This is a genomic window from Neobacillus sp. 204 (assembly GCF_046562815.1).
In the GTDB taxonomy this organism is placed as follows: Bacteria; Bacillota; Bacilli; order Bacillales; family Cytobacillaceae; genus Neobacillus.
The window spans coordinates 38512-64383 of sequence record NZ_JBJORY010000021.1 but is presented as its reverse complement, the minus strand read 5'-3'; the positions used below and the strand labels follow the sequence as shown (position 1 = coordinate 64383).

At 35.4% G+C, this 25872-nt stretch carries 33 protein-coding genes and 3 pseudogenes; 9 read left to right on the top strand and 27 right to left on the bottom strand.

The features are described from left to right. The 3 genes and pseudogenes from ACJ004_RS27505 to ACJ004_RS27495 all read right to left on the bottom strand — a co-directional run. Positions 1-493 (bottom strand): annotated as a pseudogene (locus tag ACJ004_RS27505) (reverse transcriptase domain-containing protein); the annotation flags it as partial. Positions 494-1382: 889 nt separating this feature from the next. Then, complete coding sequence (locus tag ACJ004_RS27500; RefSeq protein ID WP_410896264.1) at positions 1383-2498, bottom strand: mechanosensitive ion channel family protein; 1116 nt, start codon at positions 2496-2498, stop codon at positions 1383-1385. Between the two features lie 645 nt (positions 2499-3143). Continuing rightward, positions 3144-3332 (bottom strand): hypothetical protein, encoded by a 189-nt coding sequence (locus ACJ004_RS27495; RefSeq protein WP_335384247.1) that lies wholly within the window; start codon positions 3330-3332, stop codon positions 3144-3146. 497 nt (positions 3333-3829) lie between these two features. On the opposite strand from ACJ004_RS27495, the gene ACJ004_RS27490 reads away from it, so the two are divergent. Then, entirely contained in the window at positions 3830-3949 is a 120-nt protein-coding gene (locus tag ACJ004_RS27490) for a YjcZ family sporulation protein (protein WP_410896263.1), read from the top strand. A gap of 86 nt (positions 3950-4035) precedes the next feature. Beyond that, positions 4036-4116, top strand: a complete 81-nt coding sequence (locus tag ACJ004_RS27485; RefSeq protein ID WP_269320614.1) for a YjcZ family sporulation protein — start codon at positions 4036-4038, stop codon at positions 4114-4116. A gap of 421 nt (positions 4117-4537) precedes the next feature. Here the strand turns inward: ACJ004_RS27485 and ACJ004_RS27480 are convergent. From ACJ004_RS27480 to ACJ004_RS27470, 3 genes and pseudogenes are all read right to left on the bottom strand, one after another. Next, positions 4538-5043, bottom strand: a pseudogene (locus tag ACJ004_RS27480) (DUF3916 domain-containing protein). 134 nt (positions 5044-5177) lie between these two features. Next, positions 5178-5618, bottom strand: a complete 441-nt coding sequence (locus tag ACJ004_RS27475; protein WP_410896262.1) for a hypothetical protein — start codon at positions 5616-5618, stop codon at positions 5178-5180. Positions 5619-5777: 159 nt separating this feature from the next. Then, positions 5778-6236: a hypothetical protein gene (locus ACJ004_RS27470; RefSeq protein ID WP_410896261.1), complete on the bottom strand. Its 459-nt coding sequence runs from the start codon at positions 6234-6236 to the stop codon at positions 5778-5780. A 406-nt stretch (positions 6237-6642) separates the two neighbouring features. Between ACJ004_RS27470 and ACJ004_RS27465 the strand changes: the two genes are divergently transcribed. After that, positions 6643-7116 carry a hypothetical protein gene (locus ACJ004_RS27465; protein ID WP_410896260.1) on the top strand — a complete coding sequence of 158 codons (474 nt, stop codon included), beginning with the start codon at positions 6643-6645 and terminating at the stop codon, positions 7114-7116. Positions 7117-7487: 371 nt separating this feature from the next. On the opposite strand, the gene ACJ004_RS27460 is transcribed toward ACJ004_RS27465, so the two are convergent. The 8 genes from ACJ004_RS27460 to ACJ004_RS27425 all read right to left on the bottom strand — a co-directional run bounded on the left by ACJ004_RS27460 (position 7488) and on the right by ACJ004_RS27425 (position 11330). Next, the gene (locus ACJ004_RS27460; RefSeq protein WP_410896259.1) at positions 7488-7784 is read right to left on the bottom strand and encodes a hypothetical protein; all 297 of its coding nucleotides are present in this window, start codon (positions 7782-7784) and stop codon (positions 7488-7490) included. A 17-nt stretch (positions 7785-7801) separates the two neighbouring features. After that, positions 7802-8656: a hypothetical protein gene (locus ACJ004_RS27455; RefSeq protein WP_410896258.1), complete on the bottom strand. Its 855-nt coding sequence runs from the start codon at positions 8654-8656 to the stop codon at positions 7802-7804. A gap of 84 nt (positions 8657-8740) precedes the next feature. Continuing rightward, positions 8741-9010, bottom strand: coding sequence for a hypothetical protein (locus ACJ004_RS27450; RefSeq protein WP_410896257.1), 270 nt, complete (start codon positions 9008-9010; stop codon positions 8741-8743). A gap of 68 nt (positions 9011-9078) precedes the next feature. Continuing rightward, entirely contained in the window at positions 9079-9492 is a 414-nt protein-coding gene (locus tag ACJ004_RS27445; protein ID WP_410896256.1) for a hypothetical protein, read from the bottom strand. Positions 9493-9631: 139 nt separating this feature from the next. Then, entirely contained in the window at positions 9632-10048 is a 417-nt protein-coding gene (locus tag ACJ004_RS27440) for a DUF4304 domain-containing protein (RefSeq protein ID WP_410896255.1), read from the bottom strand. Positions 10049-10199: 151 nt separating this feature from the next. After that, positions 10200-10523: a DUF6980 family protein gene (locus ACJ004_RS27435; RefSeq protein WP_410896254.1), complete on the bottom strand. Its 324-nt coding sequence runs from the start codon at positions 10521-10523 to the stop codon at positions 10200-10202. Positions 10524-10550: 27 nt separating this feature from the next. After that, positions 10551-10886, bottom strand: coding sequence for a hypothetical protein (locus ACJ004_RS27430; RefSeq protein WP_410896253.1), 336 nt, complete (start codon positions 10884-10886; stop codon positions 10551-10553). Between the two features lie 138 nt (positions 10887-11024). Next, positions 11025-11330, bottom strand: a complete 306-nt coding sequence (locus ACJ004_RS27425) for a hypothetical protein (protein WP_410896252.1) — start codon at positions 11328-11330, stop codon at positions 11025-11027. Positions 11331-11544: 214 nt separating this feature from the next. Here ACJ004_RS27425 and ACJ004_RS27420 point away from each other — a divergent pair, with 214 nt between their 5' ends. Further along, entirely contained in the window at positions 11545-12384 is an 840-nt protein-coding gene (locus ACJ004_RS27420; protein ID WP_410896251.1) for a tyrosine-type recombinase/integrase, read from the top strand. Positions 12385-12760: 376 nt separating this feature from the next. Then, entirely contained in the window at positions 12761-13984 is a 1224-nt protein-coding gene (locus ACJ004_RS27415; RefSeq protein ID WP_410896250.1) for an IS110 family RNA-guided transposase, read from the top strand. A 178-nt stretch (positions 13985-14162) separates the two neighbouring features. Here the strand turns inward: ACJ004_RS27415 and ACJ004_RS27410 are convergent, their stop codons facing one another. Further along, entirely contained in the window at positions 14163-14867 is a 705-nt protein-coding gene (locus ACJ004_RS27410; protein WP_410896249.1) for a hypothetical protein, read from the bottom strand. Positions 14868-15045: 178 nt separating this feature from the next. Beyond that, positions 15046-15339: a hypothetical protein gene (locus tag ACJ004_RS27405; protein WP_410896248.1), complete on the bottom strand. Its 294-nt coding sequence runs from the start codon at positions 15337-15339 to the stop codon at positions 15046-15048. Between the two features lie 485 nt (positions 15340-15824). Between ACJ004_RS27405 and ACJ004_RS27400 the strand changes: the two are divergent. Continuing rightward, positions 15825-17047: pseudogene (locus tag ACJ004_RS27400) on the top strand (IS110 family RNA-guided transposase). A gap of 228 nt (positions 17048-17275) precedes the next feature. Here ACJ004_RS27400 and ACJ004_RS27395 read toward each other — a convergent pair. Beyond that, a complete protein-coding gene (locus ACJ004_RS27395; RefSeq protein ID WP_410896247.1) occupies positions 17276-17821 on the bottom strand; it encodes a hypothetical protein in 546 nt (181 codons plus the stop codon). 156 nt (positions 17822-17977) lie between these two features. Continuing rightward, complete coding sequence (locus ACJ004_RS27390) at positions 17978-18124, bottom strand: hypothetical protein (protein WP_410896246.1); 147 nt, start codon at positions 18122-18124, stop codon at positions 17978-17980. Between the two features lie 349 nt (positions 18125-18473). On the opposite strand from ACJ004_RS27390, the gene ACJ004_RS27385 reads away from it, so the two are divergent. Further along, positions 18474-18992, top strand: coding sequence for a hypothetical protein (locus ACJ004_RS27385; RefSeq protein ID WP_410896245.1), 519 nt, complete (start codon positions 18474-18476; stop codon positions 18990-18992). A gap of 580 nt (positions 18993-19572) precedes the next feature. Here the strand turns inward: ACJ004_RS27385 and ACJ004_RS27380 are convergent. The 5 genes from ACJ004_RS27380 to ACJ004_RS27360 form a co-directional block, all read right to left on the bottom strand. Then, positions 19573-20076: a hypothetical protein gene (locus ACJ004_RS27380; RefSeq protein WP_410896244.1), complete on the bottom strand. Its 504-nt coding sequence runs from the start codon at positions 20074-20076 to the stop codon at positions 19573-19575. A gap of 208 nt (positions 20077-20284) precedes the next feature. Continuing rightward, entirely contained in the window at positions 20285-20716 is a 432-nt protein-coding gene (locus ACJ004_RS27375) for a hypothetical protein (protein ID WP_410896243.1), read from the bottom strand. Between the two features lie 292 nt (positions 20717-21008). Next, on the bottom strand, positions 21009-21263 hold the full coding sequence (locus tag ACJ004_RS27370; RefSeq protein WP_410896242.1) for a hypothetical protein: 255 nt from the start codon (positions 21261-21263) through the stop codon (positions 21009-21011). A gap of 194 nt (positions 21264-21457) precedes the next feature. After that, positions 21458-21859 (bottom strand): hypothetical protein, encoded by a 402-nt coding sequence (locus ACJ004_RS27365; RefSeq protein WP_410896241.1) that lies wholly within the window; start codon positions 21857-21859, stop codon positions 21458-21460. Positions 21860-22181: 322 nt separating this feature from the next. Then, positions 22182-22370 (bottom strand): hypothetical protein, encoded by a 189-nt coding sequence (locus tag ACJ004_RS27360; RefSeq protein WP_342043891.1) that lies wholly within the window; start codon positions 22368-22370, stop codon positions 22182-22184. A 206-nt stretch (positions 22371-22576) separates the two neighbouring features. Between ACJ004_RS27360 and ACJ004_RS27355 the strand changes: the two genes are divergently transcribed. Continuing rightward, the gene (locus ACJ004_RS27355; protein ID WP_410896240.1) at positions 22577-23110 is read left to right on the top strand and encodes a tubby C-terminal domain-like protein; all 534 of its coding nucleotides are present in this window, start codon (positions 22577-22579) and stop codon (positions 23108-23110) included. Beyond that, positions 23103-23252 (top strand): hypothetical protein, encoded by a 150-nt coding sequence (locus ACJ004_RS27350; RefSeq protein WP_410896239.1) that lies wholly within the window; start codon positions 23103-23105, stop codon positions 23250-23252. Before ACJ004_RS27355 ends, ACJ004_RS27350 begins: the two co-directional genes overlap by 8 nt. Positions 23253-23409: 157 nt before the next feature. On the opposite strand, the gene ACJ004_RS27345 is transcribed toward ACJ004_RS27350, so the two are convergent. The 4 genes from ACJ004_RS27345 to ACJ004_RS27330 all read right to left on the bottom strand — a co-directional run bounded on the left by ACJ004_RS27345 (position 23410) and on the right by ACJ004_RS27330 (position 25604). Then, positions 23410-23601 (bottom strand): hypothetical protein, encoded by a 192-nt coding sequence (locus ACJ004_RS27345; protein WP_410896238.1) that lies wholly within the window; start codon positions 23599-23601, stop codon positions 23410-23412. 903 nt (positions 23602-24504) lie between these two features. Beyond that, positions 24505-24642 carry a hypothetical protein gene (locus ACJ004_RS27340; RefSeq protein ID WP_165903271.1) on the bottom strand — a complete coding sequence of 46 codons (138 nt, stop codon included), beginning with the start codon at positions 24640-24642 and terminating at the stop codon, positions 24505-24507. A 120-nt stretch (positions 24643-24762) separates the two neighbouring features. Further along, the gene (locus ACJ004_RS27335; RefSeq protein WP_410896237.1) at positions 24763-25302 is read right to left on the bottom strand and encodes a DUF1572 domain-containing protein; all 540 of its coding nucleotides are present in this window, start codon (positions 25300-25302) and stop codon (positions 24763-24765) included. Positions 25303-25442: 140 nt separating this feature from the next. Continuing rightward, complete coding sequence (locus tag ACJ004_RS27330; RefSeq protein WP_410896236.1) at positions 25443-25604, bottom strand: hypothetical protein; 162 nt, start codon at positions 25602-25604, stop codon at positions 25443-25445. Positions 25605-25872 lie beyond the last annotated feature (268 nt).

The window sequence follows — 25872 nt, the reverse complement described above, 5'->3', positions numbered from 1 at the left end:
GTCATCTGCGTACCTCACTGATTCACCAAGGTGTTTAAACCTTTTCTCCCAGAGCTTGTCCATTGTATTTAAATAGATGTTCGCCAGGAGTGAAGATATTACACCACCTTGCGGTGTTCCTGTGATTTGGTTTCGTATCTTACCCTCTTCCATAATTCCAGCTTTTAACCATTTACGAAGTAATTTTAAAACTCTCCGGTCATTGATACGTTGTTCAACTAACATCATCAATTTATCTTGATTGATGTTATCGAAATCCTTGAATATCTACATCTACTACATAATTTACTGACCTCTTTTCAATATAGAAGTTCAGTATTTTCAAAGCATCGTGGCAATTACGATTTGGGCGGAATCCAAAGGAACAGTCAAGAAAGTCATTTTCATAGATAGAGTTTAGTATCTTTGTAATGCACTTTTGTACAATCTTATCTTCATGCTCCGGTATTCCCAACGGTCTTTTCTTGTTTGAGTTGAACTTTGGAATATACATCCTCCTTACTGGAACAGGTCGATAGCTTTTGCTTTTAAGATTACTAACTAAATCCGCTATGTTTTCTTTTAGATTTTCACTGTATTGATCTTTAGTTGTTCCGTTAATCCCAGTAGCCTTCTTATTGGGTAGCTCAAAATGACATTGAACTAGTCCTTGCTTATTTAATAAATGTGCAAGTGATGTAAATTTCATTTTAGGATCAGATTTTGCTAATTCTGCTATCCATAGTAGTTTTGTTTCCATTTATTATACCTACCTCTGTGTGTAGTAAATGTGTCCCTAGTAAGGGTGATAACTGGTAGCTGGCCTTTCCTCCATCGGCATTTGGTTTCCTTACTTATTATCGCTTGTAGACCATACTCTTCTAAAAAAAAGAAAAGACCGGTAGGGTCTCCCGAGTTGCCATATCATATCAATGTATAACGTGCCAAGGTCTCTGACTCCAGAGAGGTTTTATCCTTCTTGCCTTTAACGAAAGATAAAATGTAGCTTTCTGCTGTGCATAAGGCATCAGCCCTCTCGATTTACTAACATTATGGAGCTCAATCCCTTCAACCAATTGGCTTTCGGCCCGCCATCTAACTGTCTACGCTTAAAGACTAAAGTTACCTTTAGCCCTCCAAGACTCGCTACGAGCGAATGGCTAATTCTTACTCGGCAGGAATCCCACCCACTATATGATACGACCTAGGCTCGGCTGCACATGCACCCGTTAGCACAATAAAGAAACGGGATAGCCGCAGCCATCCCATCTTTAACATAAGCACCCGTTACTTTAAGTGTAACACTTTACAATGAGACATGATTAAATTCACCTGTTAATTTTCCTTTCAAGAATTTGGCCAAACTCAAAAACTTTGTTTTCTTTGGAACAACTAAACTAATTTCAATCAAAAGAACCCATTGTTTGTAATAATTCATTTGATTGTGGAGTTACGTAAATGGTTCGGCTTGGAAAAGCAACTTCTACTCCCTCTTCCTCTAATATCCCCATGATTTCTAAATTGATTTCATGTTTAATTTTAACGTGTTCTGCCCAAACAGTAGAATTCGTGAAAAAATATATAAGAATATCGAGACTACTCTCATTATAATGATCGAATGCGACCATAATCGTATCCGGATGGATTTCTTCATGAGTTCTCAAAAACTGTTCAATCCGTTTAACGACTATTTGAATTTGTTCTTTGGTGGTTTGATAGTTAAGTCCTAAGTGGAAAGAGATTCGTCTTTTCCCCATACGACTCCAATTTGTAATGGCTTCGTTTGCAAGTGTTGCATTTGGAACTGTAACTAGAGCTTGACTAAAAGTGCGTATTTTAGTACTTCTGAAATTAATATCTTCTACTATACCTTCCACACTAGGTGTTAATATCCATTCTCCAATGGAAAAAGGTTTTTCTGTTACAATCACGATTCCACCAATTAGATTTCCTACCGCTTCTTTTGCGGCTAAAGCAAATGCCAGACCCCCTAACCCAAGACCTGCCACCAATCCATTTACGTCATAATCAAATTCCTGACCAATAATACTTATACTGATGGCAATCATGATTACACGGATGGCTCTTGAAATAAACGGTATAAGAATTAAATCAATCTTATTGTTGATCTTTTGATTAACACTAATTAATATTCCCGAGGTAGGAGAAGACAAATTAAAAAATCCCCATGTGATTAATACAATTACCATTGAACGCAGAAATTTTAATAATAACGTATTGTGTTGTTCTATAAAAGGGAAATAATCCATTGCTACATACAAACCTAAAATAATAAAGAGCCATCCTAAAGGACGTTCAAAACCTAAACATATTTGTGTAAAAAAATCAGTTGGTGTTTTCCTAGACAATTTTAATATCAACTGAAACACATACTTTGTAAATATGTTTCTAAAAAGTATAAATAAAAGCAATATCCCTATAGAAATTCCTAAACTTTTTAACATGTCATAGTCTATTCCCACCATTGAAAAAGCCAGGACAAATGAATCAAAAGACATTCTAAAATACCTTCTCTCTTCTTACGTTACTTTTTTAGCAATCACAATTGATAGAAAAATCGATGTTACGTGGAAAAATAAGACCCACGGACACCTACTTTTCAAACCATACGTTCTCATATAATAACTTTTCAAACAAGATATTTGAATACAACAAAAGTCTTAGATTATAGAAATAAATCTGCTTCAAAAAATGGTGCGAGATGAAAAAGGAAGGGTAACCATCTAGGGAGGGTTGTTTTTTTGTGACTCAACTAACCTGCTTCGTTAGCATAATAAGAAAAAGCTGCCACTTAGACAGCACTGGTTTCTCGTTAAATCAACAGTCAGTTCAATAAAAATGCAGTTGGGAATCTTAAAAAGAGCAAACAGGCTAATCCCATTTGCTCTTTTTTCAAATTATTGATTAGCCTGTTTAACCCATATTGCACCTATTTTGTGCGTTTACCTTGATCTTAACATCTGCTCCACATCCAATACCATATCGCCTTTTTGCACTACTGGTACATTTGTTAAAACGGTTTTTCTCAACATAAATAGCAGGATAAGTGGTAAAATTCCCCGATAAGACAAATGTTTATATTTAAAATAACGTCATGTGCAAAATTAACTAATATTAATTAAAGAGTCTAGCAAGAACAATCTCTAACAGCAGCCACCATAACCATGATGAAATGGATAGCCGCCATATCCATGATGGAAGGGATAGCCGCCATATCCATGATGGAAGGGGTGACCACCATAACCATGATGGAAGGGGTAACCTCCATAACCCATGCCATAACCAGGATAACCTCCATAACCCATACCGCTTCCAAAGAAATCTCTTTCCATTTTATATCTCCTCCTCAAATTGTTTCAAAAATAGTGTATGTGTCCATTTTTAATGAGGAATAGATATTTGCCTATATGTAAGTGTCTTCTTGGATGTTATTTTATTTGCTGTATAGTCATAACCCTCATTGTACTAGTGTTAATGCTTTTTTTATATCGTGGTTTTATTTACTATTTCTTCGTATGTGCCTGTGCGTACAAAAGATAAAAATAAAAAAGCCCTTTTTATTGGCTTGGCTTTAATAATCAGCACTTGTCCCATTCAGCTTTATTCTGAGTGCATATGTTATTATTAAGCCAGCCAGACATATATAATTACCTCAGAAAAGGCGTTTGCATGTATTGCAGACGCTTTTTTATTTTTAGAAATTGTTTAAGCAAAACGCATATTTTGTCCTATCCCTTATGACAATTGTCCAATCCCTCCTTGTCTTAAGAAATATATATACATAGTGAGAGTTTTTTCCTTCAGATATTCCAATAGGAGGTGAAATGATATGTGGGGCCTATGTGGCGGTTACGGTTATGGCGGCGGTTATGGTTATGGCGGCAGTACTTTTGTATTAGTCGTTGTATTGTTCATTCTGTTAATCATCGTACTTGCTAGTTTTTGCTAATGTTTGATAAACCAAATAGAAGGATTTTGGCTGAGTAAAGTAAATTTAAATAAGAATAGTTGGAGGCGTTATACATGGGTGATGGAATGGGAAGTGCTTTTGCGTTAATCGTTGTATTGTTCATTCTGCTTATCATTGTCGGGACTTCGTTTATGAGCGGCTACTAAATTGTACGGAATAAAGGGCAGGTTAAGTTAATCTGTCCCTTTGTCATATAGACTTCTGAAATGAGAGGAGGATGAAGCAAATGCCATTTGATCGAAGTGATCGGTTTTTTCGTGACGACTTTAGAAGAAGAAGGTTTTTCCCCTTTTTTCCCTTTTTTCCCTTTTTCCCTTTTGAATTCGAAAGAGAAAGAAGAAGAAGACGTAGATTTTAAGAAAAAGATTTAAACAGTATTTCCAAGAGCCTACGGGTAAAAACGTGCTTCCATCTTATTGAGCTAAGAAGCTGGTGGAATAAGGCTATTGTGGGACCTAAATAGGTCCTTTTTGTTTTGAGTAATTATCAACATTATTGATTTAACACAGCTGTTATTAAAAAAATACCTTCTTCCACTAACCTGCTTCGTTAGTTCAAGAAGTAATTTTACAACTCACCAATAAACCATATTTCTCCAGTATAAATTTCTCCATCTTCATCAGTTATTACTTCGTTAAAGCCTTTAACATTTAAATTTTCTGGGATATGTATTCTCCATTCACTTTCAAAATTCCTATCTTTAGAAATGGGAATCCACTTCTGATATTGGTCATTCCTTCAAAGAAACTTTCAAAGTATGAATTACCAGAAAACACTATAATTTGCGAGTTCCATAACCCTGGTAAATCTATTGCAACCACTACACGATTTTTTTCGGAAGTCATTGGTTTTATTTTAATTAAGTGTTCAGCCCTAGATAGAAGAGTTTCAATACATATCTTTCTTATTCTAAAGGGTGTTTTACTTGAAGAAATAAAATCTTGTGCAACTGGCAAGTGCAAATGCCAATATCCGTTATAAAAATCTGAAGGGAACTTAATTGTTTCTTGTACAAGTCTGTTAACCATATTTCTTGTCTTTCGTTTTAAACCTCGTATTTTTTTATCACGCATTAATTAACTCCTTATTTGTTTTCAATTTTTAATATTTTAATTATATACTCTTCTTCCACTAACCTGCTCCATTACTTCAATAAGAAAAAGGGCTTTATCTTTATTAATGTAAAGCACCCGTTACTTTAATAAGGCTATTCTTCATATAGCCAATCAAAATCATCGTGAAGTATATACTCTCGTTCATCTAAGGTTAAATAATAATCCGAACAAACAATATCTAATTCTTTATAATTAACACCATAATCAATACCTAAATAAATATGCTTTATTGCTTTATTTCCCTTCACATTTGCAGGTATCTTGTCAATTACATTAGATTTATTTAACACCGCAGAACGATAAAATTCACTCCATTCATCCCACTCAAAACCATACGGAGTGTTGGCATAGACTACATTTTCAAATTTCAAAGTACCTTTCTTAACGAGATAGGTAAATCCGTCTTGTCTATCAATGCGAGATATAGGCTTTAATATTTTGAAGGTAATACTTTTTTCACGATGGTTGATACAGAATTCCTCAATTACTGTATCGTATAATTCTAGGTCATCATTGTCCTTATAATTTTCCATCGAATACACCACCATTTTCAGTCCATTTTTACTTGAATTCGCTACAAAAAGAAACTATTCCTTCTTCCTCTCCCTGCTTACGTTAGCACAATAAGAAAAAGCCACCAAATGGCAGCTGGATCCTCAACTCTTGCCCCCGTAAGTTGAACAAACACCTTATTAAATATTGATATGCATTGTTCCATCTGATTTAACTGTAACCAATGGATATTCAGGAGTGTTTTCTCCAGTAAGAATACTTTCTTTACCTAGAATCTTTGATAGATTTCTCATAAATTTAAATACCGCAATAGCTTCAGTTACACTTTTAACTTCTTTTGGTTCAAAGTCAAATTCTATTTCATCTTCTGAAAAGAAATGGCAATTAATCAATACACCATTAATGTTAATAGACATTAAAATAAGGTGGTTCTCGTTTTCTTCAAAAAAATGGGCAACATTAGTTTGTTCATACACTGTTGCTTGTCCATCCTTATAAAAAACAATATCCCAAGGAGAAGTGCGAATCCAATCAAAAAATTTTTGCCAATCGGTTAAATTAACGTCAACAACATAAATATCCCTTAGACTTCCATCATTGAAAAATACTTTATCCAAAACCTCATTTGTTATTTCCATTTAATCAATCCCAATATACAGATTATTTTATTCGTATTTTACAACTTCTTATTGAACTAAACTGCGTCGTTAGTTTAAGTGAAAATTTTCACAATCTCGATGTATATTCAAACTTGAATAATCTAATTGCCTGGAAACGATCTTCCGCAATCTGGCCCTATTGTTAAATATATATTAATCATCACTCTTCAACTAACCCGCTTACGTTAGTAAAAGAAGAGAATGCCAACATTATGTCAACCGAATCTTCAACTTTTGCCATCAAGTAATTCAACAAGAATTTTTTTATTTTAGCTAAATTTTTCCATATATAATCAAATTTTAATCGCAATTCTAAACAACGTCCTTTACGGGCTTGTCTGGATTGCATAAACTATTATGACTTCATTAGAAAAGAGTGAAAATAATGTCAATAAACTTAGTTGGAACAGTAAGAATTGTCTTGGCTTTAACGGTACAATCCATTCGATTTGCTAATAGTGCAAAACTTATAATTCAACAACTTGAAGGTTTTGGTTTAGCACCCAATCCAATCAAACCACATTTATATCAAGATGCCATCGATAATCTGTCAGATGCTATTAATACTATTGAAGCTCCCCCTTTAAATATACAATGGCCAACTGATCCTATCCTTCCACCTAACTCTATCTATCCTAATGATCCTATAAGAATTAAACTATCAGACAACCGAGCATTGCTAGCATTAGATAAAACCAATGATGCTATCAGATATATTCACACAGCTATACTCTTAAGTACTGATCCTGACATCACTGAGCAACTGCTATTATATAAATTCCAGGTAAAAGCCGCACGACTCGCACTTGAAGATGGTATAGATGCTCCTCCATTTGCAGGAGATGTTAAGAGTCGATAATTTATCGGCTCTTTGTATTTAGTTTGCAAAGTTCTTTTTTCACTAAACTGCTTCGTTACTTTAAGTACATCTTCTCACAATATATATTACTTTTTGTAGAAGATAATAAAAAAGACAAATACATACATCCAATTCACATCAGGCTTCATAGAGCCCTCAGATTCAATCCTATGTTAAAAGGTTAGAGGGTAAGGGAGACCTCTAACGGATGCAATTATAAGCGTCTGTTGGTGTTTGCTAGTTTTCACTTCCTTTAACAATTAAGTGGAATATAATATTATCTCTTCCTCAAGTAAACTGCTACCGTTAGTGGAAGAAGATAAAAAAAGGCTGCCGAAACAACCCTTAGAAATTCCAAGCCCTTTTGTTAACTAATGTTTATTCTTGAATATTAAATTAGCGACCATAGCAGTTAAACCTACAACAAACGCCATAATTATCGCTTTAAAATTTGATTCCGGAATAAGGATACCAATAATAAATACCACTATAAATACTACTATTCCCGCATATATTGACTTCAAAATAAGCCCCTCCGCAACTTTGTTCTTTTTGCTAATTCTAATAATTCCCCCATTGGTCACATTTTCCTTCTTCAAGTAACCTGCTTCTTTAGTGGAACAAAAAAAGCTGCCAATAATGACAGCACCGTTCTTAAACTCTTGCACCCGTTACTTTAAGTACATTACTTCACAAACTTTTCATCTTCCATATTTATTATGTAAACATCATTATCCTTTACTAAGAACAATTTGCTCCCTCTGCCAACAGCATAATCATATTTCAGTTCTTCTCCTATCTGATTTACCGTTCTAAATATCTTTCTTTTCTTGTCCCTTAAAGAATACAAATACACCACTGCCCTATGGTCATAACCATGACTAAACAAAACCAAATCATTCAAAATAGCAAATGCATGACTTCCTTTGATGGGAATATTACGAAGAATCTTGTAGCCCGTCTTATTTAATGAAACAAGTGGAAAGTCAGAATAATAATAAATATTTGTGCTTTCTGAAGTGACATTTAAAGCATAACAATCGTCAATGAATGGAACTTTTCTCCCTGTTTGAAAGACAAAATCGGCGTAATCAAATGTTTGGACTCCTTCTTTATCAAAACATCTTAAACCTGAAACCATACTTTCATCGAAATAACTTACCCATATATCAGAATCCTTTGTCGTTTGCACATCTTGAATTGCATCATCAAACTCGAACCTTTTTAACAAATTTCCTTGAACATCAAATAAAGTGGCGTTCCTTAAATACCCCTCTTCCTCGTCGGTTCTTGCACTAACCAATAACCAATTCTCCTCAAGAGGTTGAGCAAAATCAAATGCTTCCAATACCGAAGGGAGTTTGATTTTATTTATTTTTCCATTTACAACATGAAATACCTTATGTAAGTACCTTCCTTGTACCTTCTGTTCTGTTAATAAAATAAGATTTCCGTCAAAATCAACACTAATTCTATAACCATCCTGTGAACCAGCTATATGTCTAACGTTCATATAATGGCTAGTTTTTATATCATTCATTTTTGTTCCCCCTAAAAATCATAACCAACACTTTAAACATAAGCACCCGATAGTTGAATAAGAAAATAGCAAAAACAAGCTTTATTATGGGTTAAATAAAATAATAAATAAAATATCAATTACCACGGAAAGAATTAAAGAAATAAGCTTACTCCACCATTTTTCTTTAGAGAATAATAGGATTACAGCAGCAATTGTAAAAAACAACCACTTTGATACGATTACACTAAAGTGCAATGTATTAGGTAAGAAAACAGTAGTCGCATAAAGCACTACTGCTAAAACTAATGAATTAATTAAAATCCTTAACGCCACCAAATAAATCACACTACCTTTGTTGTTAAACTCTTGCACCCGTTAGTTTAAGTACATTTCTTCACAAACTCCTAATTCAGTGAGTCTTTAGACTTATGTAATACGCATTACATTGCATCTCGTTCCAGTAGTTTACAATGTTTGAGAAGTTCTGGTAAACTTGTAGGGTCAATACCAAAAGAGACCTCAACGGAACAAGGAGTCATCAATTCTTCATAATAACTTATGTCTTTCATTCTTAATGAAATTATAACGTGTCCCCGACGATTAACGCACCGAATGGAAAGGCTAAATTCCTCTGGGTATGCAGACAGTAAACAAGCTACTCCACTTCGCTTATTTTCGAGTGTACCTAGTTCTGCAATAAATTTAGTTATATCTGTGGTTACAATATAAAAGCCACCCAATGAGGCTGATATACCCCTCGAATGAGTTTCAACACTGAAACAGACTCCCATCTCGTCCTCTTTATCGACGTGAATTTTGATATAGGAAAGTTTATCTTCTCCTTTGATATGCAAGTTTTTTCCCTCCCAAAATAAAAGTTATTGCTGATTTTAAATGAAAAACCTTTAAGTAACCTGCTTACGCCTAATGGAACGACAAAAAACGCTTTACCCTTGTGAAAGTAAAGCACCTAGCTTAATAAGCTTTAAAACTTTAATTGTTCCACCAGTTTGGATATGAACTCCACCATTCTTCTGCTTCCTCCAAAGAATTAAAGATTTTTTGAGAAACTTCTCCAGTATTATCCTTATTAAATTCGAATGTGTAATTTGTTTCTTTTCCAATACGGGGTCTATTAAAAGGAGAACCCCCACCACCTACTTGATAGACCTTTACTTTATTAGGAGGAATATGTTTACCTGAAATGTTAGTATAACCTTCAGAAGGGCATTTGGAAATTTCCACATATAGAACACCACCCCACATACTAAATTGAAACATTATTAAATCTGTTTGATTTTCTAATTTCCTATAAAAATGAGGGAAGGAACCCTTAAACCCACGTTCTCTTAATACTGGAATTACGACCTCTTTTAAAGATTTAACCATTGCATCTCGTTCAGTAGACATATGTATTTACCTCCAAAAATGATCAAAACTACTCTCTATTTTAGCATTATCCTTCTTCAAGTAACCTGCTTCGTTAATGCAATAAAAAAAGGGATAGCCGCAGCCATCCAATCTTTAACTCTTGCACCCGTTAGCTTAATAAGCACCTGTTTTATTTTCTGTACCAATCATCTGTCTTAAATTTCTTGGGGATTTCTTGTTCAAACGGCTCATCAAAACCTAATTGTTCAAGAGTGTCAAACCATAAATCTCTTTTCGAATCGGGCAAATTCGTACCACACCACGGGCAAAAATCTATTTGTAAACTAGATGTTCCACCATAGTGAATTATTAACCCATACTCATCAAACTTGTTGTTGTAATATATTAGATTATCTGGACAATCAAATGGACTAAAATGTTCCTCGCATTTAAAGTTTACCTGTTGTGTCATAGTTTCACAGCAATGTTCCTTCATTAATTTTCTCCTTTTCATAGTTATGCACCCGTTAGTGGAAGAAGTTCAATCTTTAATTGATAAAAATATTTTCAGCTTATCATTAAATACATTATCCTCTAGCCATTCATTAATTTCTTCTTCAATTTGTAGTCTACGTTCAGATTCAGTTTCATCCTCCGTAAAAATATATTCCTCATCAATTCGTGCCCTTGCTGCTGAAACTTTCAAAATCATTTCAAAAAAATGCTTCGCTTCTTTTTTCTCAATTTCATTTTCAGCGTCCATTATTCTATCAAACACATCTATTCTAACACTGTCCAATACGGTTATCCCTTTAAAAAGAATATACATTCCAGCATAAAGTTTTCGTTCTTCTTCTTTAGTAAAGTTAATTGTCATCAATAATCACCTCTTGCTATCAATTTTAACCGAATCTTGTTTAACTATCCTGCCCTTAGTTGAATAACGGGTATTGAAAAAGGACTGCAGAAACACAGTCCTCCTAAAGCTAAAGCACCCGTTCGTACTAAGGAAAAATCACAATTGACCAAAAATGCTAAGAATCAGAATTAATAAGTAAAAAACCCCTATAAATATTACACATCCAACAACATAATTATATCGCTTTTTAATCGGATTAAAATGTTCTTTTAAATCCTTGATTGGACGTTCTTCTTTTTTCAAAGTATCTGAACTTGTAGAACTTACAAATCCTAAGATAGCTAAAATGAAACCAATTGTCCCGAAAGTACTGCTACTTAGAGTATGAGTTAGACGTAAAATAATGGCTACCAAGGCGATTAATGGTACTAGAACAAGAAAAAAATATTCTTTTATTTTCATTTGTATCACCAACTTTTATTAGAAATCTTCCTCTAGAATTCATCTATCCCTTCAGTCAATTCTAACAAAAAACAACCCATTTACTAGTGGATAATTTTCCATACTCTTCTTCAATTAACCTGCATCCGATAGTTGAAGATTGCAGTACCGTATCAAATTCAATAATCAGGTCAATAATTCCTCTAAAAATAGAATTTTTAGGGAGAGATTTATTTTGCTATTATCAAAAGCCTGGGAAATTTATGAATCTGATAAACGGATTGAAGGGTTTTCCCAACAGACTTTAAAGGCCTATAAACTTCAAGCGTTGTTGGTGATACGGTATTTTGAAGATGTAAAACTCGAAACCATTACTACTATCAAATTAAAAGAATACTTGGCAAAGTCAAGTGAAAATCTAAAGCCATCCAGCTTAGCTCACCGAATACGATTTATAAAATCACTTTTCCGTTGGTCATACGAGGAAGGACATATTTTCAAGAATCCGGCTGCAAAATTAAAAGAACCTAAAGTAGGAAAACGAATCCCAAAATTTTTGACTGAAAGAGAGATCGAACACTTAAGGGAAGCCTGTAAAACTCCTATGGAAAAGGCATTATTCGAATTTATGTTTTCAACAGGTTGTAGAATAGGTGAAATTGTTTCGCTAGACAAGAACAGGATCAATTGGGCAAACCGATCAGCGATAGTTCTGGGTAAAGGTGATAAAGAAAGAGAAGTATATTTTAATATTCGTTGTGAAATTTGGCTTAAACGGTACTTAGATAATCGTCAGGATAATGATTCGGCCATTTTTGTTACAGAAAGGAAACCACATAGAATGAGCATTGCTCAAATGAGATACATTGTTAAGCGGATTTCTGATAGGGCAGAGATTAGTAAAGTAATTCATCCACACCAACTAAGACATAGCTATGCAACACATCTGTTGAATAATGGAGCACCTCTTGATGTTATTCAAAGTCTACTTGGTCACCAGAAGAGCGAAACTACAAAAATTTATGCCCAATTAAGTGGTAGTCTTAGACAAGAATTGTATAGAAAATATTTTTAACCCTTTGCTTAAATATGTACAAAAGCAGCACTTCTAAAGAGTGTTGCTTTGTTTAACTCTTATCTAATAAAAAGCCACCAAAATGGTAGCCGGGTGTTAAACCCTTGCACCCGTTAGCCATCCATGAAGCGCAAAAATCGGCGCTTCACCACAGAGAATGAAAATGGTCTCAATCAGTCAATATTGAATCTACGGCTGGGAGAGGAAGGTCGATGAACTATGGTGCGTTAGAGCCCATCCGTTAGTCTGACTCCAACGACCACGGGTGCACCACTGACTGTCGCTCCCTTACGGGAAGCACACATGGTAGATTAATCCCATTCTGGTTGCTGCACCAGCCTCTAATTATCTTAGAGCCGTAGAAAGGATGTTTTCAATGGATGTAGTCATTGAAAGAGCATGCGGTATGGATGTTCATAAGGATAACATTACTGCCTGCATTATTACCCCTGAAGGAAAGGAGATTAAAACCTTTTCCACTAAAACTGTATTTCTACTACAGTTGGTGGATTGGATTAAATTGAACGGCTGCACACACATCGCGATGGAAAGTACCAGTGTCTACTGGAAGCCTATTGTGAATTTAATAGAGGCTGAGGAAATGGAGTTTTTAGTGGTCAATGCCCAACATATGAAGGCAGTTCCCGGTCGAAAGACCGATGTGAAGGATGCAGAATGGATTGCCAAACTGCTTCGACATGGGCTGCTCAAAGCTAGTTATATTCCTGACCGTAATCAACGTGAGCTGCGCGAACTCGTTCGCTATCGTCGGAGTATTATTGAAGAGCGTGCCAGACAACATAATCGAATCCAAAAGGTGTTAGAAGGAGCGAACATAAAGTTGGGATCTGTTGTTTCAGATGTCATGGGAGTTTCGGCGCGAGATATGCTTGACGCTATTGCCGAAGGTGAAGAAGATCCTGAAAGACTAGCAAACTTTGCTCGACGTTCTATGAAAAAAAAGAAAGACGAGCTGGAACTCGCCCTTAAAGGTTATATCCATTCGCATCAACGACTTATGTTGAAAACCATTTTAGGTCATATTGACTTTTTGACTGAGCAAATAGAGATGCTGGATCTGGAAGTGGCAAAAAGAATGAGTCCTCATCAAGAAGATATTGAACGACTGGACTCCATTCCTGGCATAGCTACCAGAATGGCTGAGCAAATATTATCCGAAATCGGAACTGATGTGAAGAAACAGTTCCCAACTGCAGCCCATATGTGTTCCTGGGCAGGTTTGGTTCCGGGACAAAATGAAAGTGCTGGGAAAAGGAAATCAGCGAAAACCAAAAAAGGCAATAAGTATTTGAGATCAGCATTAACAGAGGCAGCTCATTCTGTAGGGGCATCCAAAAACTATCTCGGAGCACTGTATAGGCGTACAGCATCACGAAAAGGCAGGAAACGCGCAGGAATTGTAGTCGCTCATGCCATGTTACGTATCTCTTATTATCTCTTAACCCGAAAAGAAATGTATGTAGATTTAGGAGAAGATTACTTTGACAAGCAGAAACAACAATCCATTGTCCGGCATTCATTAAGAAGACTCGAAAGTTTAGGCTATATAGTGACATTACAAGAGCCCAAAGTATCTTAATCCAGTCCACTTTTAAACAATAAACCATTGAAATGGGCGCTCTCCCCTTTTTTTAAAAAATGAATGAGCTGCGTCTTCTTTAGTATTGCCTTTTTTCCTATTTAGTAGAAGTTAATTTTCATGGTAGTTTAAGTACATTCATTCACAAATTGAACTACCTTTTTAAGTAACGAATTTATTAATATGGTTTCCATTCAATTTGAGTCATTAATTCAGTCCATTTTACACAGTTCAATGTATGCGTTTGAGAACTCGGTTCAGCTTCAAAAATCCACTTTTTTGTTACAAAATGTGTTGGATTGTTTTTATCATCTTCTACAAACCTAAAGTCAAAGTTATTACCATCATCATCATACGAGACCGATAGAGAAGCAAGTCGATGATTTAATAAATCAACAAAAAACAATTCAGTTATCTCATCCTCATCCCTAAACACAACTACATTGTCATTTGCTGTTTCAAAAGAGAAGTGAGTGTACTTATCTTTACAATTAAAACAGAACTCCAAGGTCTTATGGGTTTTATTAACTCTCCAAATTTCGGCTCCAGTATTATAATCTTCCACTAAAAGTCCGTCACCATCTTTATCTAGTATTTTGACAAAATACACATAATTTTCAGCAATATGAATTTCCTGAATATCATATGAACCACTGGGAACCAGCTCTTCAGTATGTTCATTGATTAAATCTGAGTACCAAAGAGATTTTATTCTTATATATTTATCTTCCTCAAGAATTGGTCGTCCCTGAAAGTCTGTAGTCAAATAACGATATTTTGTATAGAACAAACCATTTTGATTTCTAGAAACATCAAAATGTATTACTTCTTCAACTTGGTCTGCATCTATTATAAAAGTTGGCTTAACTTGTGAAATTTGCATATTTTAACCCTCCAAAATCTTTACAATCCTTCTTCCTTTAATAATTCTAGGATAGTCTAAGGATATCCTTCTCATTCCTTATTCTACTAACCTGCTTCGTTAGTTCAACAAGAAAAAGCTGCATCGATGACAGCTCTGATCTTTAACTCTTGCACCCATTACTTCAATAGGAATTTTTCTATCCTCCTGTTATCACTAAATAAATTAGGAATACGCTAAAAACTAGTAATACAATTGAAGTAAACCTCACAAAAGCTATGTACCATCTTATTCCTCTAGGACTTTTAGGAATTTCCACATCTTTAAGCCAATTAAAATTACGAGGGTCTATCAATCCTTTAATTCCTCCTAATGCAAACCAAAAAGCAAATAATGACATACCTAAATTGAAAAACCAATCAATTCTCAATCCTACACCAACCATAGTAATTAGACTACATACAAACGGAGAAATTCTGTAAATAATTTTCATAATTTTCCTCATTGAAATTTTATTTGGCATTTCCAGCTACAAACTAATTATACCGAATCTGTCTGTTTCTGTAATTTGGGGGAATTTGCAGTTTCCGCCAGTGTTTTCTCAACGAATAATCTGGCAAGCCAATGCAGGTCTTCTTCAAGTAAACTGCTTCGTTAGCTGAACAAGAAAAAATGGCTGCCGCAAAGACACCCCTGATCCTTAACTAATGCACCCGATAGCCATTCATGAAGCGCAAAAATCGGCGCTTCACCACAGAGAATGAAAATGGTCTCAATCCGTCAATACTGATTCTACGGCTGGGAGAGGAAGGTCGATGAACTATGGTGCGTTAGAGCCCATCCGATAGTCTGACTCCAACGACCACGGTGCACCACTGACTGTCGCTCCCTTACGGGAAGCACACATGGTAGATTAATCCCATTCTGGTTGCTGCACCAGCCTCTAATTATCTTAGAGCCGTAGAAAGGATGTTTTCAATGGATGTAGTCATTGAAAGAGCATGCGGTATGGATGTTCATAAGGATAACATTACTGCCTGCATTATCACCCCTGAAGGAAAGGAGAATAAAACCTTTCCACTAAAACTGTATTTCTACTACAGTTGGTGGATTGGATTAAATTGAACGGCTGCACACACATCGCGATGGAAAGTACCAGTGTCTACTGGAAGCCTATTGTGAATTTAATAGAGGCTGAGGAAATGGAGTTTTTAGTGGTCAATGCCCAACATATGAAGGCAGTTCCCGGTCGAAAGACCGATGTGAAGGATGCAGAATGGATTGCCAAACTGCTTCGACATGGGCTGCTCAAAGCTAGTTATATTCCTGACCGTAATCAACGTGAGCTGCGCGAACTCGTTCGCTATCGTCGGAGTATTATTGAAGAGCGTGCCAGACAACATAATCGAATCCAAAAGGTGTTAGAAGGAGCGAACATAAAGTTGGGATCTGTTGTTTCAGATGTCATGGGAGTTTCGGCGCGAGATATGCTTGACGCTATTGCCGAAGGTGAAGAAGATCCTGAAAAACTAGCAAACTTTGCTCGACGTTCTATGAAAAAAAAGAAAGACGAGCTGGAACGCGCCCTTAAAGGTTATATCCATTCGCATCAACGACTTATGTTGAAAACCATTTTAGGTCATATTGACTTTTTGACTGAGCAAATAGAGATGCTGGATCTGGAAGTGGCAAAAAGAATGAGTCCTTATCAAGAAGATATTGAACGACTGGACTCCATTCCTGGCATAGCTACCAGAATGGCTGAGCAAATATTATCCGAAATCGGAACTGATGTGAAGAAACAGTTCCCAACTGCAGCCCATATGTGTTCGTGGGCAGGTTTGGTTCCTGGACAAAACGAAAGTGCCGGGAAAAGGAAATCAGCTAAAACCAAAAAAGGAAATAAATATTTAAGATCAGCATTAACGGAAGCAGCTCATTCCGTAAAAGGTTCGAAGAACTATCTCGGAGCACTGTATAGGCGTACAGCATCACGAAAAGGCAAAAAGCGAGCCGGAATTGTGGTCGCACATGCCATGTTACGTATCTCTTATTATCTCTTAACACGAAAAGAAATGTATGTAGACTTAGGCGAAGACTACTTTGATAAACAGAGACAGCAATCCATTGTTCGGCATTCACTTCGAAGACTTGAAGGTTTAGGATACAGGGTTACTCTACAAGAACCTGAAGCATCCTAATCTATTCAACTGTATTCCATAGATCAATGATTTAGGCGCTCTCCCCTTATTAAAAAATGAATGAGCTGCGTCTTCTTTAGTATTGCCTTTTTATCGGAGTTACAGAAGTTAATTTTCATGGTAGTGCAACAAGATGCTATGGATAATTGCTCTCAGAATCAGTTGTGAATTGACACCAGATGATTACCGCCAGCAAAACAAAAAGACTACCCTTTCAGTCCTTTTTTCTTAATCAACATCTTTATTGACTGGTTTACCTTCTTTGTCGTACAGCTCATATTCCACATGGTAGCCATGATCCCTTTGTATTAGTAAGTTATGTATTTTGTAAAATGAAGCTGTTTCATTAGGAACACTAATTTCATCTTCTAGTATTTTTACATCGTTTGCCTTCATGATTAATTTAGTGACGTTATTATAATAATTCGATACGATAATTACTCTATCCAGACTAAGTTTTATAGGGAAAACCGATAAGGATTCGCCTGACTTTGTTTCTGAGTGTTCAAACTTGTAGTTTCCAAATTTATCTTTATAAAAAAGAATATACGAAGGATGATTGTTATACAAAAACGGAACGATTCGTTCATTTTTGTCGTCAATGATTTTTAAGATTTTAATCGATTCCTTGTTTTTAAATAAATCACTCGAATTAATAACGTTAATAATATTTTCTTTATTATTACCGTGCACAAAAAAGATAGGTCTAAGAACCAGTCCAACAATTACTAATACCACGCACACTGATAAAATTCCGAGAATCACTTTTTTCATGTCAATTTTCCCTCCAAAGGTTGTATCCTAGCCGTATTATTTCGACTATTTAATTGTATATGAATAGTATTATTTTGTAATTTGGGGGAATTTCGCCCTTTTTCACTCTAAATGCACAATTTGTACAAAGTGAATGGCTGTTGACCCAACCCTTGTTCAACTATCCTGCCAGTTAGTGCAATGAAAAAAAGGATCGCCGCAGCCATCCAAATCTTTAACTCTTGCACCCGTTAATTGATAATGAACATCGTGAAGGGATAAGTAACTCCCTCCTTTTGCTGAAGGTTCCGAGTCACCAAACATTGAACGGTTTATAGATTCTCCTCGATTAACGATTGGATCTTTTTATGTTCTTCAATTTATTTTTTTTCATATTCGTCATGAACTATTAAATTACTCTCTTGAATATGTAATACAACTATCCTGTTTATTTTTAGTTCAGTACCAATGAAAGAGGTTGTTTTCTCTGTCACAATAGGGGTCTGCCTTACTAGGAGTCGCACAAGACAGAATTACATTTTGTCGATAAGAAAATACATACATGCCGAGTCCTAAGTATATAATCTTTATAAAGTTCGAAAATTTCTTTATAAAGCACAAAAGGAGGAGATGTATAATGTTTAAGAAAAAATTCATAGCTGGTATTGGAGGGTTGGCTTTAAGCCTTAGTATAGTTGGTTCCGCTCTTGCAGCACCAGGTAATGAAAACAGCAGTGATGCGAATAAACAGTTGGCACAAGTTCGCCAAGCGACCGAAAAATACCACGATTATCAAGTGGCTGAGAAGGATGGATATATCAACACCCATGAAGTGGCAAGGAGTCCTGAAGGAGTCATGGGGATCCATTTTGTGAACCCTGCTTTGATGTTTGACGGCGTATTGTATCCTGAAAAACCAGAGGTATTGCTCTACATCCCTGCTGAAAATGGCGGATACAAGTTGGTGGCGGTAGAATATTACATGCCTGCCTTTATGGCGAATGAGCATCCGTCCCTTTTAGGTCATCCGTTTGACGGCAGCATGCTGAACCATGATCTTGATCCTTCGACCCTTTCTGAAGAGGAAATCAACAACCCGATGAACAGGCATTACGACCTGCATGTCTGGCTATGGCATGCGAACCCGACAGGCATCTTCTCCCCATGGAATCCAACTATTAAGATTGAATAGGGATCATAAGCCTAACGGGTTACCGTTAGGTTTTTTTAATAAAGGTACCTGTGGCACTTTATTTTATCGAGGAACCCCTGTTCTCTTTATTTCTTTAGCACGCCAATTAGCCCATTATTCAACAAACCTGACCGTTAGCCATCCATGCAGCGGTAAATTGTCGCTGCACCACAGAGAATGAAAATGGATTATGCAGTCTATACTGTTTTAATGGCTGGCGAAGAAGGTCGATACACTATGGTGCCATAGAGCCCGTCCGTTAGTCTGACTCCGGCGACCACGGTGCACCACTGACTGTCGCGCCCTATATGGGTAGCACGTATGGGAGATTAATCCTTTTCTGGTTGTTGCACCAGCCAAGCCTTTTTCTATAACATTTAAAGGATGGTTCATTCTTTAAAGCTTTTACCATTTAAATATAAGAATTTTTTATAAAGGCTCAGCCTTTTTTTAAAAAAGCTATTTTCTGAGTCTATTTTGTTATGCTCTTTTTTTGATTTTTGGCTTTTTGAATTTTCATGGGAGTGGAACAAGAAAAAAGGCTGCCGCAGCAACCCCGTTCTTTAACTCTTGCACTCCGTTAGTTATTTATATACCATGATTCTAAATTATATTTTTTGGTAACTAAAAACCCAAAATACTTATATTTAACAGTCATACTTTTGATTGGTCCCTTATAAAACTCCACTTTAATTCCATAATAAATTGGTGTATTTTCTTTTCTATTAATAGCTTCAGTCATTTCTTTTGGGTTTAACTTTGGATAAATGGGTGCTGCGTCAATTTTCATAAACTTAATCATTGGATCATCAGTACCACTTTGTACTAAATGTCCACTATAACTAACCCCTAATGCCAATTCTTTAGGATGTTTCCTATGATTTAAAGTGACTTCTTTTATTGTTATCCTCTTAAGACCATTGTTATAAATTTGAATAACGACTTCCTCTTTTCCATCTTCCTTAGTGTAAGTAGAAATCCCATCAATACGAATAGGGTTACTTAATTGAACAAATTTAAAGAAACCAACACCTGCAAGAAATAGGATTGAAGAAAATACGATTATTATTGATTTTTTTTTCAACCTCTCACCCCCACTTTCGTAGGCTTATATAATTACTAATATATTCCATAAATGCTTTGAGAATTCTTCTATTTTCTTATGCAACTAAACTGCCAGTTAGCGTAATAAAAACAGCCGCCAAAATGGCAGCTGGATCTTCAACTCTTGCACCCGTTAGTTTAATAAGCAGTACCAATAAATTAATCTAAAATGCCATGCTAATTTCCATTCAACTCATTTTTGAAGTATAGATAGAAAAATCATTTTTTTTCTTAAATAGCATTCTTAGAATACTCAAAATAACTAAATAAGTATAAACTGGAATAAATATATAGATTAGAGCATTCATGTCTAAATGAAATCCAGTCATCAACAATCCTGCTAATGTATAAGTACCAATTTGGATGAAGTATTTAGCTTTATCTATATTACTAAACACTTTCCTCGTAGCAATAAAATCTGCGACAAATGTAGTTGGCATGCCTAAAATAAAGTAAATAATCATGTAATAGTAAGGAAACGCTATATAAAAACCTCGATTTGCCCAATTATCTTCTGCAAAGAATTCAGGAGTAAAGATATGCATAAATGGTAATTGAATTATTAATGCAATAGGAGCAGATAGTATAATAGCTAGTAAGATTTTTAGAATATATTTCATTTAATTGTACTCCTCGTTTTTTTATGCCACTTCTACATTAACCTTGAAATAAAGCAAATTCAATGTTTAATTAACAAAACATTTATTATTCAACTATCCTGCTATTTAGTTGAAGAAGCAAAAAGACCGTCGCAGCGTTCTTCATCTTCAACTCTTGCACCCGTTAGTTGAACAAGATCTACTTCTTTTTATCGTGAATATTGTATGCAAAGCTTGTTTACATAATCGTCATTATCCGCAATAAAAAAAGGATCTTCAACTTGAAGTTCCTTTTTAATAGGAATAAACAGGCTTAACGGAATAAAGCACCAACTTCGTGCCAATTCCCAGTCCAACTTGTAAGGGAAAAGACTAAAAGTAATGTAAGGACTGCTAGTCCCAAGTAAAATTTCTTTATATATTGGAATATAAATACTAGAATTCCCACAGCGACAGCAACAATTGCTGTATGTGCATAGAAGTTAAAGAAATTGTCTTTAAAGAAGAATTCAAGAACTGGAAACAGAAAAGCTATGCTACCTATTAACATAACTCGCTCTTTTTTCAAGCTATCACCTCCTTAAACGTTTATATTACATATTCTGCCTAATTACCTTTATAACCATTCTTATTCATCTCTCCTGTTTCTTTAGTTGAAGAATAAAAAGGATTGCCACAGCAAGCCCCTTGTTAAACTCAAGCACCCGTTAGCTTAAGTACAAAATTTCACAAACTATTGCGAGCTAAAGTGATTATTCATTATTATTCTTCATCTTTATTTCTCTGTTCCAACCAATCCCAATAAGCACCATAAATCTCATCGTGCAGAAATTCCTCATTCTCTTCTTCCTTATTAGGCTCACTTAGTGTTAATCCCAGCCAAGTCTCATCAACCTCAACAATTTCTGGGTCTCTAACAGCGTCCAAAAGGGCTAAAGCATCGTGGAATGCTCCTAGAATAGCGTCTCTGACCGTTTTTTCAATAGCTGATAAGGCTACATCATCAAAATTATAGTTTTTTAAAGCATTTACTTCTTCTTCGCTCAACTTAAACTCATCCCAAACAATGTTATCTTCGGATGGGTCTGCAAGTTGATTTCGTATCTCTGAGCTATTTTTAATTATTTCGTGTAGTTCAATTAAAAATACTTTCCTTGGGTCCATCGTGAACTTAAACCTCCGTTAGTTTAGAACTTTAAAAGTAATCTATTTGCCTTGCATAACTTTTTTCCTTCCTCACCTATTCTGCCCGTTAGCCAACCATGCAGCTGAAAAATCGTTGCTGCACCACAGAGAATGAAAGTAGGTTTTTTGTGGTCATACTGATATTGGCGACATGAGGTTTAATTTTTAGGCTCAGCTTTAAAAAAATTAAAATTGCTGGGTCTACTTTAGCATTGTCATTTTTAGATTTTCACTGTTTTGTACTTTCATGGTAGTTGAAGAAGAAAATAAAATCTTTATTTTATAAATAAAAAAGAGAGCCTTAGCTCTCCAACAATCCGTTAACTTTTTGAATCTCCCCTTCAAATAACCTCATGTCCAACTCGTAATCATCATGACCATCAAATGAATCCAACATATCTTTTTCTTGATGTAATGTTATCAAATACTGCTCCAATGAAAACCCACCACTTTGGATTGTATTCTCAAACACAACTTTAAATCTGCTCATTTATTTCACCTCGACAGATAGTATTTCCAATACAATAAATGAAATTCGTATTTTATTACCAAATATAAAAAGGACCATTTAGGTCCTTTTGGCTTCTTCAACTAAAGCACCCATTAGTTGAAGAAGAAAGCTAATAAAAGAGGCTTTGCTTAATGAAACTTTATTATATAATAATAAATGATAAATCGAATGTGCTGGGGGAAACTATGGAACAGTTTACTTATCAAGTACCTGAAAAGGTTCATATTTCAACAATATTACCAATAATAAACGAACATGGGGAAGCTGTATTCGAAATAAGAAAAAAGCAACATAAATTTCTTGCCCGTATCGTCCACAACTCAATACGCTATGGCTTACCCTATTGTTACAAAATAGCCAACGTGAATGGAGAACCACTTTATACCATAGACTGTGCGTTTCCTGGTATTGGGTACAAAATGACTGACCATTTATCTTCCCAAACCGTTTCGATTGCTTCACATAGAGTTCAATTAATTGAAAAAGGCTTTCATTTTAGAATAGATAACCATGAATTTCTTTTTGAAAAAGACCATACGGGTGCTGGTTACTTAAAATGCGACAATAACCAAGTAGCCATTGTTTCCATGCCTATTAAAACAGATATTTCATTGTTCAAAAAATTGGAATTGGATACTATTATTATACGGTCAACGACGCAGGAAGTAGCTGGTCTTGCTGCCGTATTATTTCATACGTTTTATTATTACGATGCTTAAAAGTAATTTACAAAAATCAAGCTGTTCTTCAACTAAACTGCTTCGTTACTTCAATAAGAAAAAGCTATCCTTCGTTATTGAAGCATCTACCCCGATAGCCATCCATGCAGCAGAAAAATCGTTGCTGCACCACAGAGAATGAAAGTAGGGTTTTTGTGGTCATACTGATATTGGCCACATGAGATTTAATTTACGGCTCAGATTTAAAAAATTTAAATTGCTGGGTCTACTTTAGTATTGTCATTTTTAGATTTTCACTGTTTTGTACTTTCATGGTAGTTGAAGACCGTTCATCTGTTTTATCTATTATCGTAAACAGAGCCAAAATCCTCTTTTACTTGCTGTATAGCTTCTTCCCAGTATTTTATGTCAGTTTGATGTTTTTTTAACTTTACTGTTTGCTTTGTGTACCTGGCTAACATCTTGTGGTAATCCAGTCTTTCTTCCATATTTCTAATAACTTTTTTACAATCTTCGTATGTCATTCCCATTGATAACTTCTCCTTCCCTCGAAATAACTAGATAAAGTGATATAGATTTACCTTGCTATTCTTCAGCTAACCTGCTCCGTTAGCACAATAAGAAAACGGGATCACCGCACCGCGTTACTTTAAGTGCCATTTTTCACAAAGTTTAAAGTTAATTGAATTTCCAATCCATGTAGTAAATGTTTCCCTAGCAAGGGTGATAACTGGTAGCTAGCCTTTCCTCCATTGGCATTACCCAACTTCATAGGTACTACGCTGCTATCCGACTCCCTACATCGGCATTTGGTTTCCTTACTTTTTATCGCTTGTACACCATACTCTTCTAAAAAAGAAAAGACCGGTAGGGTCTCCCGAGTTGCCGTATCATATCAATGTGTAACGTGCCAAGGTCTCTGACTCCAGAGAGGTTATATCCATCTTGCCTTTAACGATGGAGATAATGTAGCTTTCTGCCGCAGTTAAGGCATCAGCCCTCTCGGTTTACAAACATTATGGAGCTCAATCCCTTCAACCATTTGGCTTTCGGCCCGCCACCTAACTGTCTACGCTTAAAAACTAAAGTTACCTTTAGTCCTCCAAGACTCGCTACGAGCGAATGGCTAATTCTTACTCGACGGGAATCCCACCCGTTATATGATACGACCTAGGCTCGGCAGCACAACTGCTTCGTTAGTTCAACAACAAAAAGTGACCGCCACATTGACGGTCATACTTTTTTAGCCTCAACTAGAAATAATGCACCAGTTTTTTTATTATGATTTAGATAAAAGTCTCCTTTTACAGAGCCCCAGCAGTGTAAAGCAAACAATTCCATAAAATAAAACAGAGTATGGGAAATTTCCCCTACTCTGTTTATTGTTATCCACGTCAGATCAGACCTGCGGCTTTCCTACAGGTCTTTTGTGCTTAAAACGGCTCGATGGCTTTCTCATTTTTACCAGTTTGAGGCTGATTTTCAATTCTTCTTTCTTCGGCTTCTTTGGGAATTTCTTTAAGGTGTTTATTTACTTCTTCTACTTGATTAGTAGTTCTCATTTCATCCATTTTCAAAAACCTCAATTCATTAAAATATTTTGATAAATATAGTATGTAGCAGTAACCAAGATTTTATGCCCGCATAGTCAGACCCGCATGGCTTTACCACAGGGTGACTTTATATGGCATCTATTTATCTTGGTGTTTTTCAAGCATTTCCTTTAAGTATTCTCCAGATTTCCCTTTTGGAATGCTGAGACTCTTCCAATTACTATCCTTTAATTGTTTACCAATAAAAACAATTTGTCCAATATGATAAGCGTAATGTGCCATTTGTCTTTCAATAGCCTCTAAAACCAAATGACTTTCTCCACGAATGTATATATTTTTTAATAAATCTTGCTCACTTAAACCAGTTAGTGTAGCAATTAAGACTTTCCAACCTTTTTCCCAAACACTAATTAACTCTGATTTAGAAGAAATATCATCAATAAATTCTTCATCACGATTTCTATATTCTTTTTCCCCATCTAAAGTTAAAAAGTCCGTCCACCTTGAAACCATATTTCCGCTTAAATGCTTTACTATTATTGCAACACAATTTGACTCGTTATTATAAGTCCAATGTATTTCCTCTTCCGATAATTGATTTATTGTCTTATCACCAAGGCTTTTTACACTTTTAAATCTTTCAATTACAATTCTCAAATATTCGTTTCCAATATTCACATTCATCGCCTCCACAAAATTAAAAATTTTCTTTATTTTAGAAACTCTTGGAGGTACTTATCAAAATCGTGACAGTCGTATTCTTCGACACCTGTACAGAATGGAAACCCACTTTCGTCTTTCCACTCTAAGAGAAGCCCCTAAAAAGCAATAAGTGAACCTACCCTATATCTCAAATTTTCATCATTAAAGTATTCAAAATATGGGTACAACAATTCGTCACACCAGTCTAAGTCTATTATCCCACCCATTTTTTTTATTTTATTATGTAATAAGTCCAATTTTCCTTTGATGGAACTCATTGGTAACCCCCCCATTTTAGAACACAATTAAAAAAAGCTTTTATGCCTATTTTATTCGCTTTCCTTCTTCAACTATCCTGCCATGTTAATTCAACAAAAAAAGCTGCCTCGATGACAGCTCCGATCTTCAACCCTTGCCTCCGATAGTTTAAGTAAACTAATTTACAAAGTTATTTAATTTTATACCTTAAACATGTATAACCCTGTCCCAAAATTAGGACAGGGTTATCATAAACCTGGTTAATTTTTGATTTTGATTTTTGATAAA

Coding starts and splice junctions, on each gene's coding strand:
- ACJ004_RS27500 (WP_410896264.1), bottom strand. CDS start 2,498: ATGTCTTTTGATTCATTTGTCCTGGCTTTTTCAATGGTGGGAATAGAC.
- ACJ004_RS27495 (WP_335384247.1), bottom strand. CDS start 3,332: ATGGAAAGAGATTTCTTTGGAAGCGGTATGGGTTATGGAGGTTATCCT.
- ACJ004_RS27490 (WP_410896263.1), top strand. CDS start 3,830: ATGTGGGGCCTATGTGGCGGTTACGGTTATGGCGGCGGTTATGGTTAT.
- ACJ004_RS27485 (WP_269320614.1), top strand. CDS start 4,036: ATGGGAAGTGCTTTTGCGTTAATCGTTGTATTGTTCATTCTGCTTATC.
- ACJ004_RS27475 (WP_410896262.1), bottom strand. CDS start 5,618: ATGGAAAATTATAAGGACAATGATGACCTAGAATTATACGATACAGTA.
- ACJ004_RS27470 (WP_410896261.1), bottom strand. CDS start 6,236: ATGGAAATAACAAATGAGGTTTTGGATAAAGTATTTTTCAATGATGGA.
- ACJ004_RS27465 (WP_410896260.1), top strand. CDS start 6,643: ATGTCAATAAACTTAGTTGGAACAGTAAGAATTGTCTTGGCTTTAACG.
- ACJ004_RS27455 (WP_410896258.1), bottom strand. CDS start 8,656: ATGAATGATATAAAAACTAGCCATTATATGAACGTTAGACATATAGCT.
- ACJ004_RS27440 (WP_410896255.1), bottom strand. CDS start 10,048: ATGTCTACTGAACGAGATGCAATGGTTAAATCTTTAAAAGAGGTCGTA.
- ACJ004_RS27435 (WP_410896254.1), bottom strand. CDS start 10,523: ATGAAAAGGAGAAAATTAATGAAGGAACATTGCTGTGAAACTATGACA.
- ACJ004_RS27430 (WP_410896253.1), bottom strand. CDS start 10,886: ATGACAATTAACTTTACTAAAGAAGAAGAACGAAAACTTTATGCTGGA.
- ACJ004_RS27425 (WP_410896252.1), bottom strand. CDS start 11,330: ATGAAAATAAAAGAATATTTTTTTCTTGTTCTAGTACCATTAATCGCC.
- ACJ004_RS27415 (WP_410896250.1), top strand. CDS start 12,761: ATGGATGTAGTCATTGAAAGAGCATGCGGTATGGATGTTCATAAGGAT.
- ACJ004_RS27410 (WP_410896249.1), bottom strand. CDS start 14,867: ATGCAAATTTCACAAGTTAAGCCAACTTTTATAATAGATGCAGACCAA.
- ACJ004_RS27405 (WP_410896248.1), bottom strand. CDS start 15,339: ATGAAAATTATTTACAGAATTTCTCCGTTTGTATGTAGTCTAATTACT.
- ACJ004_RS27395 (WP_410896247.1), bottom strand. CDS start 17,821: ATGAAAAAAGTGATTCTCGGAATTTTATCAGTGTGCGTGGTATTAGTA.
- ACJ004_RS27390 (WP_410896246.1), bottom strand. CDS start 18,124: ATGTTTGGTGACTCGGAACCTTCAGCAAAAGGAGGGAGTTACTTATCC.
- ACJ004_RS27375 (WP_410896243.1), bottom strand. CDS start 20,716: ATGAAATATATTCTAAAAATCTTACTAGCTATTATACTATCTGCTCCT.
- ACJ004_RS27365 (WP_410896241.1), bottom strand. CDS start 21,859: ATGGACCCAAGGAAAGTATTTTTAATTGAACTACACGAAATAATTAAA.
- ACJ004_RS27360 (WP_342043891.1), bottom strand. CDS start 22,370: ATGAGCAGATTTAAAGTTGTGTTTGAGAATACAATCCAAAGTGGTGGG.
- ACJ004_RS27355 (WP_410896240.1), top strand. CDS start 22,577: ATGGAACAGTTTACTTATCAAGTACCTGAAAAGGTTCATATTTCAACA.
- ACJ004_RS27350 (WP_410896239.1), top strand. CDS start 23,103: ATGCTTAAAAGTAATTTACAAAAATCAAGCTGTTCTTCAACTAAACTG.
- ACJ004_RS27345 (WP_410896238.1), bottom strand. CDS start 23,601: ATGGGAATGACATACGAAGATTGTAAAAAAGTTATTAGAAATATGGAA.
- ACJ004_RS27340 (WP_165903271.1), bottom strand. CDS start 24,642: ATGGATGAAATGAGAACTACTAATCAAGTAGAAGAAGTAAATAAACAC.
- ACJ004_RS27330 (WP_410896236.1), bottom strand. CDS start 25,604: ATGAGTTCCATCAAAGGAAAATTGGACTTATTACATAATAAAATAAAA.